The following is a 14,464-nucleotide window of genomic DNA, read 5'->3' on the forward strand; positions in this document are numbered from 1 at the left end:
CATTAGAATTGCCGCGGATCGGGAATAATGGCTGTGATGGCGGGGAACTCGGGTTGTTTTGCTATGCGGCGGTGAGTCTCCGTTCGAATTCGGTTGCGAACGGTGCGAAGCACTCCGCGATCAGCGACAGTTTGTCGCCGATTGCGGTGTGGCTGCCGATTCGTTCTCCGTCATCCTGAGGAGCGCCATCGGGCCGCGCGAAGCGCGGCCCGATGGCAGGCTTCGCGCGTCTCGAAGGATGAACGGCCCCGTCGATCCTTCGAGACGCGCTACGCGCTCCTCAGAGCCTGACTGAAAAATGGGTGAGTGATCTCAGTGGGTGTGATTCCATCGGATTTGCAAAGATTCGAGGGAGAGCACGATGCCCTGGACCAAGATCACTCGGGAGCAATATCGGCGGGACGATCTGCGTTATGCAAGCGATATGACCGATGCGGAGTGGGCGGTGATCAGACGCCTGTTGCCGCGAGCGAACCGGCGCGGCCGGCCGCGTAAGACGGAGCTGCGTCGTGTGATCGAAGCGATCCTCTATATCGTTTCGACCGGCTGCCAGTGGCGGGCGTTGCCGCAGGAGTTCCCGCCCTATTCGACGGTGCAGGGCTATTTTTATAGATGGCGGGATACAGGCCGGTGGCAGAGGATTGTCAGCGTGCTTGTCCGACGGGCGCGAAAAAAGCTTGGACGGACACCGAAGCCGACGGCAGCCGTGATCGACAGTCAAAGTGCGCCAACCACGCAAGCTGGCGGACCGCGCGGCTACGATGCAGGCAAGCGCATCTACGGCCGCAAGCGGCATATCGTGACGGATACCAATGGCCTCCTCCTTGGGGTTCATGTTCATCCGGCCAACGTTCAGGACTGCCATGGCGCCGTACCGCTGCTGAAGAACGTGCGGATGAACTTCCCCCGGCTGCGCCACGTCTTTGCCGACCGGATCTACCGCGGAAATCAACTCCTCGACGCGCTCTCAGACTGCGGTCCATGGACTATCGAGATCGTCGAGCGGCCTCACGGCGTCAAAGGCTTCCAGCTTCTGCCGAGGCGGTGGGTGGTTGAACGCACATTCGCTTGGTTCGGCAGATGCCGCCGTCTCGCCAAGGACTTCGAGGCGACGGTGGCAACCGAAGCTGCCTGGCTGCTGATTGCACACATCAGGCTCCTGACCCGCAGAATCGCGGCTGCAGCTAAGGTTGGGTGATTTATGAGTCAGACTCTCAGGATGACGGAAAAATTGGTTTACTCAGCTTGCTCGGTGTCATCACCCGCGCGTGCGGGTGATCCAGTATTCCAGAGACGGCCGTGCTTGAGCCGATAGGCCGCGGCGTACTGGGTCGCCCGGTCGAGCCCGGCGACGACAACAGTGGATGAGGACAAAGCCTCACATCCTCTCGGGATGACGGTGAGGCAGCATCATCACTCATCTCACTCCGCGGCCTGCGGTGCGGGCAGGTGCATGTTGGCGACGCCATCCGCCTCGGTCGCCGAGATCGTGGTGCGTATCATCAGGCGGCCTTCATGCGCCGGCCAGGGGCGGCCGCGATGCATGGTGGCGCGGTTGTCCCACATCACGACATCGCCCTGCTTCCATTGATGCAGATAGCTGACGCCGGGCGCGGTCGCTGCTTCGGTCAATTGCTCGATCAGCGCCTTGCCGGCCGCGGCCTCCATGCCTTCGACGCCATAGGCGTGGGAGGCGAGATACAGCGCGCCGCGGCCGTTGACCGGATTGCGCCACACCATGCGCCAGCACACCGGCGGCAATGCGTCGACTTCCTCTGATGTCGCGAGACCGGCTGCGACCTTGCTGCGCGAATGCGCGTAGGAGTGCCAGGCGAACGAATTCTCCAGCCGCTTCGCTACATCCTTGTCGAGCCGCTCGAAGGGCAGCCGCGTCGAGACGAACTCGGTCTCGCCGCCATGTTCGGGGATGATGCGCGCCGACAGGATCGAGGTCAGCGCCGGTACGCGCTTGAAGGAGGAGTCCGTGTGCCAGAGCTGGTTGGCCCGGGCGCGCAGCTGTTGCCGGTGGTCGGATGGCACCACCTTGCCGTCAGGCCCGAAGGTCGAGAGGATCACGAAATGCGAGCCGGTGCCCATCGAGCCGACCTTGGTCGTCTCGGGCGGACCGAAGCGGCGCGAGAAGGCGAGCTGAATGTCGTCGCTGACCTCCTGGCCGCGGAACACCAGCACCGAATGTTCCTCGAACGCCGCGCGCACCGCCGCATAGGCCGCATCGCTGGCCGCAACATCCGACAGCGTCACGCCGCGCAGTTCGGCGCCGAAGCCCGGCTTGAGTGGAATCACTTCCATCGGCAGATTCTCCCTGACTTTTCTTGTTAGGCTGAGGTTAGGGGAAAAGCTCGCCGGCGGCAACGCGGCCCACGCCGCCTCACCCCATCGCGATCAGATTGTGCCGTGCGCGCCGGTCGGCGACCTCGATGCGTTGCGTGACGAAGGCGAACAGCGCCCAGCTGGCGTGGAACGCAACGCCAGCCAGGATGACGATCTCTCCGGGTATCGGGCCGATCGAAGCGCGGTCCGCGATCTCGCTCATCGTGATCAGTGGTAGCGGATGGATCGCGAGCTTGCCGTAATAGGCAATGGCCTGAATCGCGAAGATCCAGCCATAGGTCCGGCGCAGACGCCGGCCGACCGCACGCGCAAAGCTGATGTGATAGCTCGGTTTGCGGTAGTCGTTGGCGAGCAGCTCGGTCCAGGCCGCGTTTGGCGACGGGCCTTCGCCGCGGATCATTGGCGCGTAGAAATCAGTTTCGAGCAGCCGCGCCCGGGCACGCCATACGTTGAAGTAGCGATAGCGCCTTGCTTCGAACAGCAGGAAGACGGTGACCAGCAGGCCGACCAGCACCATCGGCAAGGGCGAGGCGTCCGCGTTGCTGTAGGTCGCCGACAGCGCGATCCCGGTCGTAACCACCGCCCAATTGGTCGAACTGTCGAGGCGGGTGCGCCAGACCGTGCTGCGATAGACTTCGCCGCGATAGAGGTGGGCGAGCGCGCCGATCTCTGCGGCAGTGAATTCGAGCCTTCCGGCCTGCACCGGCTGCGGCTCGCGCGGCTGGGGCGACGGCATGGCGGCCTCCGGCGAAGCTGGCTTGCAATCCCGGAGCATAACGCGAAATCCGCGCGGCGGGCGAGTCCGTTGCGCCGCCCACCATTCCCGGCTGCACGCGCCCCGGCTCGCCGCACCGCCGGACTCAGACGATTCGCGAGGTCTTGTTGCCCCAGTAGCGATCGCGCAGCAGGCGCTTGTAGAGTTTCCCGGTCGGCAGCCGCGGCAGCTCGGCCTCGAAATCCACCGAGCGCGGCACCTTCTGGCGCGACAGTGAGCTGGCGCAGAACGCGATCAGCTCCTCGGCGAGCTCTGGCCCGGGCGCGATGCCCTCGGCCGGCTGCACCACCGCCTTCACCTCCTCGCCGAGATCGACATTGGGCACGCCGAACACCGCGGCGTCGGCGACCTTGGGATGGGTGATCAGGAGGTTCTCGCATTCCTGCGGATAGATGTTCACGCCGCCGGAGATGATCATGAAGGTGGCGCGATCGGTCAGATAGAGGAAGTTGTCGTCGTCGACATAGCCGACGTCGCCCACCGTGCTCATGCTGCCATCGGCAGAGCGCGCCTCGCTGGTCTTGGCCGGGTCGTTGAAATACTCGAACGGCGTGGCGGTCTTGAACCAAACGGTGCCCGGCGTGCCCTTCGGACACGGCTTCATGTTCTCGTCGAGGATATGCAGGTCGCCGAGCAGCACCTTGCCGACGGTGCCGCGATGCGCGAGCCATTCCTCGCTGTTGCAGGCGGTGAAGCCGAGGCCCTCGGTCGCGCCGTAATATTCGTGGATGATCGGCCCCCACCATCTGATCATGTCGTCCTTGACCAGCGCCGGGCAGGGCGCGGCGGCATGGATCGCGATCTCGAGCGTCGAGAGATCGTAGCGGCTACGGACCTCCTCGGGCAGCTTCAGCATGCGCGAGAACATGGTCGGCACCAGCTGGCTGTGGGTGATACCCCATTGCTCGACCAGCTGGAGATACCGTTCGGGATCGAAGCTCTCCATGATGACGACGGTGCCGCCCATTCGGATCGTCAGATTGACCGCAGCCTGTGGTGCTGAGTGATAGAGCGGCGCCGGCGACAGATAGACCATGCCCTCGCGGTAGTGCCAGAGCTTTGTCAGAAAATCGAACAGCGGCAGGTTTTGCGACGGCGGCTGCTCGGGCAGCGGCCGCAAGATGCCCTTGGGCCGGCCGGTGGTGCCGGATGAATAGAGCATCGCTGTGCCGGCATATTCGTCCGCGATCGGCGTTGCCGGCAGCCCGGCAGTCGCCTCTCGCAGTCCGACGATGCGCTCGCTCTCGCTTTCGCCGTCGACCACGATGCAGAGCTCGACCTGCGGGCACTCCTTCAGCGTCTCGCGCGCAATGTCGAGCTTCAGCTTCGAGGTGATCAGGATCCGCGACTGGCTGTTGGTCAGGATGTAGGCGAGCTCGCCCGGCGTGAGGAAGGAATTGACGCAGGTGAAATAGAGGCCCGACCGCTCACCGGCACCACAGGCCTCGAGATAGCGGTTGTTGTTCTCCATGAAAATCGAATAATGATCGAGCCGCTTCATGCCGCGGTTGCGGAACAGATGCGTGAGGCGGTTGCTGCGCGCCTCGAGCTCGCGATAAGTGACGATCTCGCCGGTGCCGGCCATGATGAAGGCGGGCTGCAACGGGCGCAGGTAAGCGTGCTTGCCGGTATACATCGAACTCCAGATTCCCCTTCAGTCTCTGCTTTAAGCCGCCATCTCCAGAATCTCGCGAACCTCTGACGGATCGTCGATCTTGCGCGGATTGCGCGGCACCCATGGCGTTCGCATCGCACCCGCCGCGATGCGGTCGAAATGCTCGGGCCCGACGTGCACCTCGCGCAGGCTGCGCGGCATGCCGAGGTCGCGGATGAAGCGGTCGAGCACGTCGCCGGCGTCCTTCCCCGGATGCCCCATCGCGGCGGCAACCAGCGCCTGACGATCGGCATTGTCGCGCTTGTTCCAGCGCATCACCGCCGGGAGCATCACGCAGGAGGTATAGCCGTGCGGCACGTCGAACTCGGCGCCGAGCACGTAGCCGATGCCGTGGCTTGCCCCCATAGGCACGCCCGAGGCAAGCGGGCCGGTCGAGAGCCAGGTGCCGATCTGGCAATCCATCCGCGCCGATATGTCCTTCGGATTGGCCTTTACGCGCGGCAGGCCGGTCGCCAGCATCTCCAGCCCTTTCAGCGCCTGTGCGTCGCCATAGGGATGCGCCTCGCGCGAGCAAATGCCCTCGACGCAATGATCGACGGCGCGGATACCGGTCGACAGGAACAACCATTCCGGCGTGTGCACCGACAATTCCGGATCGAGAATGGTGGCGCGCGGCATCACCAGCGGATGGCGCAGCATCTCCTTCTGCCGCTTGGCCTCGTTGGTGACGCCTGCGATCGAGGAGAACTCGCCGCCGGCGATCGTGGTCGGCACGCTGATCTGGCGCACGACGGGCGGCTTCATCTCGGGCGAGACGCCGCCGCGGGTGCGGATGGTGTCGATGCCGTCGGATGTGGTGACGTCGTTGGCGAGGCAGAGCTGCACCGCCTTGGCACCGTCGGTGATCGAGCCGCCGCCGATGGTGACGATCAGATCGGCCTTCACATTGCGGGCCTGTTCCGTGGCCGCGATGACCGCGGCGCGCGGCGTATGTGCCGGCATCCTGTCGAAGGTGCCGACGCAACGCGGGCCGAGCGCGCGGCGGATCTTCTCGATCTCGTCGGTGTCGCGGTTCAGCGTGCCCGACACCATCAGGAAGGCGCGCTCGGCGCCGAGCCGGTCCAGTTGCTCGACGATGGCTTCACGAGCGGGCCGCCCGAACACGACCTCGTCCATGGCGCCGAATACGACACGGCCTCGGTGCACGCCGCTCTCCTCCCTCAATCCGGTCCGCCTTGCTGGCGGTTCTGTGCGGGGAGGTTAGCGGAGGAAATCGAGGTCGTCATCAGGGCTCCTCGGTTGCACGATCGGCGGCGCCGCATCCACTGCTGTCGTCCTGGCGAAAGCCAGGACCCATAACCACCGCATGCGGTGATGAACGGGACTGCGGCCGTAGCGTCGCGCAGCAATTGATATCTGGGGTAATGGGTCCTGGCTTTCGCCAGGACGACACCGTGTGTGTGGCGCGCCTTGTGGATCATAGATCCGCAATCTCGCGGCCCGTTGCGTCCGAGTCTTGCGTTTAGTTGCCCTGCGCCGTCTTCATGGAGTGGGCAGAAGGAAGCTCGGACAGATCATGTCGCGAGACAGAGCGCGCCGAAGCTGGGCCGCGTTACTTCACCGCGGAGAAGCGGGTGTCGAACGAGTTGGTCTGAACGACCGGCGCCGAGCCGGCGAGCTGGGTCGACGAGGTCGCGGCCGGTGCGGCGGCTGCGGTGTCGGTCGCCTGTGGCTTCGGCGCGGGCTTGGCGGCCTGCTTCGGCTCGGCCTTCGGGGCGACGCGAACCACCGATTGCGGCTTGGCCTCGGCGACCTTCGGCTTGGCGGGTGTGGCAGCGGCCGGCGCCGGCGCGGTCGCCTTGCTGGCGTCGGCGGTGGCGCCGCCGATGCCGACCTTGCGGGCAAAGCTCGAGAAGAAGCCTTCGGACTTGTCGGACGCATTCGCCGAAGCGACGCGGGTGTTGGCAGCAGGCGCGGTCGAGGAGGTCGTCGCCACCACCGGCTCTTCCTGCTGGACCGCGAGATTGGGTCGCGGCGGATTGACCGTGCCGGGGATCGTGCCGGGGGCGCGCGCCAGCGCCATCGAGGCCAGCGCCTGGCTGTCACCGCCTTCGGACAGGCCGGTGTTTCCTTCCGGAATCTTGGAGGCGAAGATCGCGTTCATGCCGCCGTCGATGCCGGTGTTGAGGCGCGCCACCGGCGTGCCCTTGGACACCAGCTTGGCCATCTCGGCGTCGTCGCGCTGCTGCTTCTCGCGGACCGCGCTCGTGATCTCCTCGGGGATCACATAGGCCGGGCACTTCGCCGACGCGTTGAACACCGGATCGCGGGTCGCATCCGGCGGCTTCACCGCATCGAAGACGTATTTCTTCTCGCAGAAGTCGACTTTCGGCTCCTGCTTCGTCACCTCGAAATGATCATTGCCTTCCTTGATCATCTTCCAGAAAGGCATGTTCGGATTGTTGCGGTGCTTGGCCATGTTCACCGGCGTCATCCGGAATGGATAGGCCTGGAACTGGAACGCCTTCTGGCCGCCGAAGAAGGATTCGCGACCCAGCGAATAGATCTCGGCAATCTGCTCGTCGGTCATCGCGTAACAGCCGCGCGACGAGCAGTCGCCATGCACCATCAGCTCCGAGCCGGTGCGGCCGAGCGCCTTGTCGAAGGCGTTGGGATATCCGGTGTTGAACGACAGGTAATAGGCCGACTGCGGATTCATCTGGCTCGGGTTGATCGAATAGAATCCCTCGGGCGCCTGGCGGTCGCCTTCGCGGACCTTGGGGCCGAGATCGCCCGACCAGCGGCAGATCGGATAGGTCTTGAGCAGCGCGAACTGGCCGGAGCGGGTCTGCTTCCAGACCTCGAGCTCGGCCTCCTGCTTGAACAGGCGAATCAGGATCGGCGACTGCAAATCCATGTCCTTCTCGGCCATGGCAGCGACGAGCTTTGGCGGAACCGGCTGGTTGGCCTTGGCGTTCTGGGCGAGCGAAATCTGGTCGCTGTCACAACCGGCGAGCATGATGCCCGCGGCGAGAACTGCCGAAGTCAGAAGCGCGCGTACGAGCGTGCGATGAGTCAAGTCCGAGCTCCACACCCACCGGGCGATTTTCGCGACCCCAACACGGCGAATATGCCCTGAAGCCATTGTGTAAAATATTAGCCTTCGACCACCCCTGCTCGCAACCTGAACCGGGGCTGACAGCCTTCACGGTAGCAGGCATGGTTCAAGGAACGTTAAAGACCCGGCTCGGGGCCCAATTGCGGCAAAATTGGTCGATTTGGGCGAAAAATCCAGCGTTTGAGCGTCTCAGCCCAGTTTGCGGCCGATATCGAGGAACTTCTGGCGCCGCTGTTTGCGAATCGCGTCCGGATCAAGATTTCGTAGGTCGTTGAGCGCCTGGGCGATCGCGTCGCCGGTGGTCGTGATCATCGCGGCGGGGTCGCGATGAGCGCCGCCCGAGGGCTCCTTGAGGATCTGGTCGATCACGCCGAAGCGCAGCATGTCCTGCGCGGTGATCTTCATGCTGTTGGCGGCTTCCTGCGCCTTGCTGCCGTCGCGCCACAGGATCGAGGAGGCCGCCTCCGGCGAGATCACGCTGTAGATCGCGTGCTCCATCATCAGGACGCGGTTGGCCGTGGTGATCGCGATGGCGCCGCCCGACATGCCCTCGCCGGTGACGATCGCGACATTGGGCACGCCGAGCGACAGGCAGGCGTCGGTCGAGCGCGCGATCGCCTCGGCCTGGCCGCGCTCCTCGGCGCCGATGCCGGGATAGGCGCCGGCGGAATCGACGATCGACAGCACCGGGATGCCGAAGCGGTCGGCCATCTCCATCAGGCGCACCGCCTTGCGGTAGCCCTCGGGGCGCGCCATGCCGAAATTGTGCTTGATGCGGCTGTCGGTGGTGGCGCCCTTCTCCTGGCCGACCACGCAGATGCTCTCGCCGCGGAAGCGGCCGAAGCCGCCGATCAGGGCCTCGTCGTCGGCGAATTTGCGGTCGCCGGCCATCGGTGTGAATTCGGTGATCAGGCCACTGACGAAATCGGTGAAGTGCGGCCGCTGCGGATGCCGCGCCACGAGCGTCTTCTGCCACGGTGTCAGGTTGGCATAGAGGTCGGTCAGCGCCTGCGCCGCCTTGTCCTCGATCCGCGCGACCTCGTCACCGATGTCGCTGCCGCTGGCGGCAAGCGCGCGCAACTCGTCGATCTTGGATTCAAGCTCGGCGACGGGTTTTTCGAAGTCGAGATAGCTGCGCATCGGGTCGGGCATCAACTCAATATAGGGAGGAACAATGCGAGGGGCGAAGCGGTTTTGGCGGTGACAAGAGAAGTTGTGCAACTTCAATTGGTTAAAGCGCGCTCGGGACGAGGTGCACGCTTCGGGATCGCAAGCGGGTGACGCTCTTTCGGCGGAGATGCCGCCGAAGTCAAGGCGGATCGCTTGCGTTATGCCCGGACGGAGCGACGCGCAATCCGCGACGGGTCGCTCCCGCATCGAATGCATACGCTTCCTAACGCTCGGCTGCAGATCGGTCTTGCCAGGGATTAGTTCATCTCGGCAAATCATGGGGACCGCGGCGCAATTTTGACTTCTGCGTCTTGAACATCAGCGTGATGCGCATGTGCGGGCAATTTTTGGAAATTCCGCGGGCGACGTGATTGACGAAGCCCGGAAAGACAAACAGCCGGTTAGGCTTGGGATAGACAGCCGTCAGTATGTCGCTGCAGTCCTGATTGAAGATGATGGTTTCGCCTCCCCAATCGGGGTGCCAGGTCAAGTGCGGATAATAGACCGCGGTGTAGTCGCCGGGTGTGAGCGAATCGATGTGAACGCCTCCGTCGGTCCCGTAGGGCAAGGCATTGGCGTAACAGCGCGACAGGACATGATCCTGAAAGGCCCGGCCTTGCACGTAGCGCCAGAAGGCAAAGACCAAAGGCGCGGTTCCCGCCAACTCGGGGGCACAATCGATGATGCCCCTCTGCGCACGCAGGCGCGCATCGGCTTCACCGACCGACCCCGCGAGATGCCGGTGCCAGAACTTTTGACTGTTGTCCTCGTCGCGCGAGCGCCAGCCATGGGTCCACGCGCCGTTCTGCAGGAAGCGGAGCAGTGTCCTTTGCCGAGCGGGCGGCAGGACGTCATCGACGACCATGATACCGACGCCGCTATCGACACCAGCATTGATTGACGCCCCTGGCTGTAGGCGCAACATCGAGTCCATCTGCATTTTCCTTCATTGGCCTGGCCACCGCCGTTCGCTCCGAACATGGGAACGATTCGGTGCGCGAGGGACGCGGCTCATATTTGAACGAGAAAGGAAATGGGCGCGCGGCAATGCCTTGCCGCGCTCCAAGACGTGACGGCAGGACATCACCACTGCATTTTTGCGATGACCTGGCCTGTATAGCTCTGGCTGATACGAGATTGTTCGGTCCCGAACTTGGCGGCGAGTGAGAGACCACCCTTCCACGCGACTTCGGCCGATCCCGATACCAGTGCAAGATTCGCCGCCGGCGCGGCGCCGTTGACCACGAAGCCCGATGCCGGCAGCCCCAGGAACGCGGCCTGGACGCTGCGGTCGGTGTTGAAATTGTGCCCCCAGGCCGCCTGACCACGCAATGTCAGCCGCGCGCTGCCATTGTTGATCGGCATGCTCTTGTCGGTGCGAAGACCGAACTCGCTGCGCCAGTCCGTCACCTCCTTGGAGACGTAGCGCAGCGCAAACAGCCCGGGGCCGGCGACCACGCTCTCGGCATAGGACGGCAGATCAAGCGTGGTGAACGAGCCAGCCGCATAAGGCGTCAATCCGACCCACGCCGTGTCGAACCGGTAGCCGCTCTCCAGCCGGCCCGACAGCGCATTGGCGCCAAAGTGCCCGCGCAGCACGTCGGCCATCAATTTGCGGTCGGTGGTGATGTCCTGCCGGCCATAGGCCAGCGCGCCCGAGACATACGCCGCCCCGATGTCGTGCCGGCCGTAGACGCCGGCCTGGAACACGTCGGCGCGGCCATTGTCCGGCCCGCCCGCGAGCCGGTAGGTGGTGCCGGCCCCTGCCACCGCAAGTCCGATCAAGCTGCCAGGGGCGATGCGATAGTCGGCTCCGACCACGGTGCCGTAAATCGCCGCCGAGGTGGTGGACGATCCGGTCGTCGCGTTACCGTCGGTGCTCTGGCCGCCGGCATAGCCGGTCGCCCACACGTTCCATTGCGGCTCGTAGGCCAATGCTGGCCACCCCTTGGGAATCATCGCCGCGAACGCGTCGCTCGGCGGCTTCGTGCCCGTTGCCGCATAGGCACTCTCCGCGGCGGGCGGCAGCGCCGGGCCGGGGGTCGAGGAACTGCTGCGGCCCTCGATCATCGGGTCCAACAAGAGTCTGGTGAAGCCGTTCACGACATCCAACGTGCTCTGCTGGCCCGCCGCCGCCACCTCGCCCGAGGCCTGCGTCAGGCCCTGCGGCGTCAGCGCGCCGTAGGCCATGCTGATGCCGCCAGCAGTATTGAACGAACGGGCAAGCGCGCCAGCGACGCTGCGCTGGTTGGCAGTCATCTTCGCGGTTCCGCCAAAGTCGAGGTTGAGGTCGAGATAGGCGCGGTTGGCGTCATAGCTGTTGGAGGCCGCGAAGTTCGACGGCAGGTTGGTGCTGGCCAAACCGCCGAAACTGCCGCTGACCCCGCCGGTTGCAGTCACGATGGCATACTTCCGCGACAGATAGCTGCCCGGCAGGAACAGCGCCTCCATTGTCGCCCCGCCAAGGCTCGCCGATCCCTTCACGTCGGTCCGGCTGAAGGTCGAGCCCGACACTGTCACCAGGTAGGTCGCACCCGAGGCCAGCGCCAGGCTGCCATTCACCGTCAGCGTGCCCGTCGGCGTCGAAAGATTGCCGGGAGCCAGCTTACCGCCGCGGCTCACCGAGGTCGTGCCGACTGTGCCGGTGCCGGCCAGGAACGCCCCGCTCTGCACGTGCACGGGCGAGGAGGCGATCGATCCGTCGACCTCGAGCGTGCCACCTGCCACAGTGGTCGGCCCCGAATAGGCGTTCTGGCCCATCAGCATCATCAGACCGGTGCCGACCTTGGTCAGGCCGATCGCGCCGTCATCCCTGATGACGCCGGTGAATATGCTCAAGGGGGCGTTGCTGCCGCCCGTGGTCAGAATTGCAGTGTTCGTGCCGCTGTTGGTGACGACGCCAGCGCCGATCAGCGAGCCGATCGTCTGGCCGAATCCGCCGAGGTCGAGGGTGCCGCCGGCGGCCACCATATGCGTGCTGAGGGGCGAGAACGCGTTGACGGCGCCCCCCTGCAGCGTGCCCTGCGTCACCAGGGTCGCCCCCGAATAGTTGGCGGTGCCCGCCAAAACCAGGCTGCCGGTGCCGATCTTCTCCAGTCCGCCGGCCCCGTCGATCGCGCCGGAGAGCGTCGCCTTGTAGGCTTGGCTGTCGAACGTGGTCTTGCCGTCTGCCAGCGTGATCGCATTGGCCAGGTTGAGACTGTCGGCGTAGAAGCCAAGCGTGGTGCCGTCATGGCTGGTCAGCCGCCCGGTACCGAGTGCGGTCGAATTGCCGACCCCGAGCGTGCCTTCAACGAGGCTGGTGCCGCCGCTATAGCTGTTGTTGCCTGTGAGGATCAGCGTGCCGCCGCCCAGCTTCACCATGCTGCCGACATAGTCCGCATCCGTCTTGGCCGAGAGGGCGTCGATGCGCCCCTGGGTGAGCAGGATCTGGTTGTTGATCGGTGCATTTGCCACAATCGCCGCGGTCCGGTTCGGATTGAAGATATCCGTCGCCAATTGGGTGTCGTTGCGCCCTGCGATGAAAGTGTCGAAATCAGTGTCGCGGCTCCATCCCGCGGTCCAGCCGGGATGAGCCGCATCATAGGAGGCCATCAACAGTGCGCCGACAGGATTGGCATTCGCCGCGGCAATCGCCGCGTGCAGGTTCGCTGCGGTATGGGTCCCTCGTATGTTCGCATTGATCGCGGCCTGGAGCAGCGCTTTCGCCGTCGGTATCCCGGAGATCACGTCAGCACCCGGCGTCCTAGCAGGAAGCACCTGCTGCAACCGTGCCAGCAGCGCTGCCTTGACCGCCGGCCAGCCGGCGACTTCCGCCCGCTCCTCCACCTTACGCTGTTTCAGCGCGGCTTCCGAGATGGGATTGCTCCAAATGTCCGTTGTGCCCGACAGGATATTGGCGTTGAACGACCCTAACAACTGGCCCGGCCCGTCCATGCCCTTGCGAAGGTCCGGAATACCCCAGCCGTAGCCGGCATTCGGGACCTCTGCCGGTCCTGTCCCGAGATGCGTGGCGGTGGTAAGAAGGATGGTGCGGATGGCGTCATTATCCAGGCCTGGATAGCGCTCCATCAAGATGCCCAGCGCACCCGTCACATGCGGCGCCGCCATCGACGTGCCGGGCTCGGGAACATAACCATCCGCGATGGTCTGAAGGCTGTTGATGTCGACGCCGGGCGCCGAGAGACAAAAGTACTTCGCGACGCCGCAGGCGTTGCTGAACCCCGCCTTCGACAGATCGTGGTTCAAGGCCTCGACCGCGATCCAGCTCTTCTCGATCTCCGGCCGGAAGTACGGCGCCGAAGCGCGGATATTGGGGTTGTCGTAACCCTTGTTTCCCGCCGCGAAGACCTGGATCACACCCGTTTGCAACGAGACATCGGCGGCCGCGTCGAGCCACGACTTTTTCCTGGAAACGCTATTCTGGTCCAAGCTCTCCAGACGGGCGTAAGCAGCCGACATGCCGGAGATTGTGCCGACGTCGTCCCCTCCAACGGGGCTGCCCCAACTGCTGTTGATGACGCGAACGCCTGCTTTCGCAAGCTGGTCATAGGCCTGGTAGAAGTAATTGTAGTCCACGTTCGATCCATAGAGCGAATTATCCGTGCCGTTGCTGTTCGTGATGTAGTAGTCGCTGCCCCAGGCGACCCCCATCATGCCACTGTTGTTCTTGTCGAGCCCGTTCTTGGCCGCGGCGATCGTACCGGAGACGTGACTGCCGTGATTGTCGTTCTTGCCGATGTGGTTGGCGAGGTCCGCCGTGCCATTCCACGTGCCCGGCGTTCTGAAAGGGTCTCCAGCCTTCCAGGTCAGCCCGTTGCCGTCCAGTTGCGCGCCGTCGTTCAGATAGGTTCCGGAGATCGTGATCGGGAAGATGTTGCTTCGCCCGGCAAACTCTTCATGGGCCGTGAACAATCCCGAATCGACCGAGCCGAGCTTGACGCCCTTGCCGCTGAAGCCGAGCACATAGGCATATTGGGCATTCATCGCGGCCAGTCCCCAGTCACCCTGGATCGGCCAACTGTTGTATTTGAATTCTGGAGCGTTGACCCATGTCGCAAGAGCGGCGTTCATGTCGCTGGTCTTCGTTCCGTCGTAATTGGTATAGGTCTGCGCGACCGCCTGCGTCGCCAATAGCGGCGCGAAGGCGAGGGCCGCGACATAGCGGTGTCTTGCGATCGCAGCTCTTGCGGAAGCCGGCTTTGGCTTGCGGCGCTTCTTCTTGCCGGGCATTGGCCCCGATTTGGTGAATTTCTTTGTCATCGTCGTACGCCCCCAATTTCAGTCCATGCTTGTGAAAGCTCGCTGTATTCCCCCACGACAGCAGAACGCCGTCGGCGCTCGGCGCGCCGATGGCATCTCGTCCATGATTTCTCAGAGTTCGATTTGCGCCCGGCGAAGCGACGACGGCGTTCGTCGCGGATCGCTCGCGATC

9 protein-coding genes are annotated in these 14,464 nt (G+C 64.3%); 1 reads left to right on the top strand and 8 read right to left on the bottom strand.

The window, feature by feature from the left end; translation table 11 throughout:
- Positions 1-361 precede the first annotated feature (361 nt).
- Positions 362-1,198, top strand: a complete 837-nt coding sequence (locus ACVIW0_RS01850; RefSeq protein ID WP_461350771.1) for an IS5 family transposase — start codon at positions 362-364, stop codon at positions 1,196-1,198.
- Between the two features lie 224 nt (positions 1,199-1,422).
- On the opposite strand, the gene ACVIW0_RS01855 is transcribed toward ACVIW0_RS01850, so the two are convergent.
- The 8 genes from ACVIW0_RS01855 to ACVIW0_RS01890 form a co-directional block, all read right to left on the bottom strand.
- Positions 1,423-2,310 (bottom strand): TauD/TfdA dioxygenase family protein, encoded by an 888-nt coding sequence (locus ACVIW0_RS01855; protein WP_461350772.1) that lies wholly within the window; start codon positions 2,308-2,310, stop codon positions 1,423-1,425.
- Positions 2,311-2,389: 79 nt separating this feature from the next.
- Complete coding sequence (locus ACVIW0_RS01860) at positions 2,390-3,088, bottom strand: DUF2270 domain-containing protein (protein WP_461350773.1); 699 nt, start codon at positions 3,086-3,088, stop codon at positions 2,390-2,392.
- Positions 3,089-3,212: 124 nt separating this feature from the next.
- Positions 3,213-4,763, bottom strand: a complete 1,551-nt coding sequence (locus ACVIW0_RS01865; protein ID WP_461350774.1) for an AMP-binding protein — start codon at positions 4,761-4,763, stop codon at positions 3,213-3,215.
- A 30-nt stretch (positions 4,764-4,793) separates the two neighbouring features.
- Complete coding sequence (locus ACVIW0_RS01870; RefSeq protein WP_461350775.1) at positions 4,794-5,948, bottom strand: iron-containing alcohol dehydrogenase; 1,155 nt, start codon at positions 5,946-5,948, stop codon at positions 4,794-4,796.
- A gap of 406 nt (positions 5,949-6,354) precedes the next feature.
- The gene (locus ACVIW0_RS01875) at positions 6,355-7,821 is read right to left on the bottom strand and encodes a L,D-transpeptidase family protein (RefSeq protein ID WP_461350776.1); all 1,467 of its coding nucleotides are present in this window, start codon (positions 7,819-7,821) and stop codon (positions 6,355-6,357) included.
- Between the two features lie 228 nt (positions 7,822-8,049).
- Complete coding sequence (locus tag ACVIW0_RS01880; protein ID WP_461350777.1) at positions 8,050-9,012, bottom strand: acetyl-CoA carboxylase carboxyltransferase subunit alpha; 963 nt, start codon at positions 9,010-9,012, stop codon at positions 8,050-8,052.
- 280 nt (positions 9,013-9,292) lie between these two features.
- On the bottom strand, positions 9,293-9,964 hold the full coding sequence (locus ACVIW0_RS01885) for a hypothetical protein (RefSeq protein ID WP_461350778.1): 672 nt from the start codon (positions 9,962-9,964) through the stop codon (positions 9,293-9,295).
- Between the two features lie 149 nt (positions 9,965-10,113).
- Complete coding sequence (locus ACVIW0_RS01890) at positions 10,114-14,292, bottom strand: autotransporter domain-containing protein (protein WP_461350779.1); 4,179 nt, start codon at positions 14,290-14,292, stop codon at positions 10,114-10,116.
- Between the last annotated feature and the right edge of the window lie 172 nt (positions 14,293-14,464).

It is taken from the genome of Bradyrhizobium sp. USDA 4454, assembly GCF_054822705.1.

What these genes read in the sequence shown, in the direction of transcription:
- ACVIW0_RS01850 (WP_461350771.1), top strand. Translation starts at nt 362, where the DNA reads ATGCCCTGGACCAAGATCACTCGGGAGCAATATCGGCGGGACGATCTG.
- ACVIW0_RS01855 (WP_461350772.1), bottom strand. Translation starts at nt 2,310, where the DNA reads ATGGAAGTGATTCCACTCAAGCCGGGCTTCGGCGCCGAACTGCGCGGC.
- ACVIW0_RS01860 (WP_461350773.1), bottom strand. Translation starts at nt 3,088, where the DNA reads ATGCCGTCGCCCCAGCCGCGCGAGCCGCAGCCGGTGCAGGCCGGAAGG.
- ACVIW0_RS01865 (WP_461350774.1), bottom strand. Translation starts at nt 4,763, where the DNA reads ATGTATACCGGCAAGCACGCTTACCTGCGCCCGTTGCAGCCCGCCTTC.
- ACVIW0_RS01880 (WP_461350777.1), bottom strand. Translation starts at nt 9,012, where the DNA reads ATGCCCGACCCGATGCGCAGCTATCTCGACTTCGAAAAACCCGTCGCC.
- ACVIW0_RS01885 (WP_461350778.1), bottom strand. Translation starts at nt 9,964, where the DNA reads ATGGACTCGATGTTGCGCCTACAGCCAGGGGCGTCAATCAATGCTGGT.
- ACVIW0_RS01890 (WP_461350779.1), bottom strand. Translation starts at nt 14,292, where the DNA reads ATGACAAAGAAATTCACCAAATCGGGGCCAATGCCCGGCAAGAAGAAG.